Annotated in this window: 1 pseudogene; it reads left to right on the forward strand. The window is 70.3% G+C overall.

The annotated features are described in order from the left end of the window. A pseudogene (locus tag KSO97_RS17495) lies at nucleotides 1-316 on the forward strand (aminotransferase); the annotation flags it as partial.

The following is a 316-nucleotide window of genomic DNA, read 5'->3' on the forward strand; positions in this document are numbered from 1 at the left end:
ACGGCCCGGACGTCGACGCCGTCGCCGCACTGGTCGCGGACGACCCCAGCATCAAGGGCATGTGGATCGTGCCGACCTACGCCAACCCGACCGGGTCGGTGGTCCCGCTCGAGGTGGCCGAGCGGCTCGCCTCCATGCCGACCGCGGCCCCGGATTTCAAGATCCTGTGGGACAACGCCTACGCCTTCCATCACCTGACCGAGGCCGAGGCCAAGAGCGCCGACATCCTCAGCCTCGCCTCGGCCGCAGGCCACCCGCACCGGCCGATCATGTTCGCCTCGACCTCGAAGATCACCTACGCCGGTGCCGGCGTGGC

The organism is Nocardioides sp. R-C-SC26 (assembly GCF_021246465.1).
Lineage (GTDB): Bacteria > Actinomycetota > Actinomycetes > Propionibacteriales > Nocardioidaceae > Nocardioides.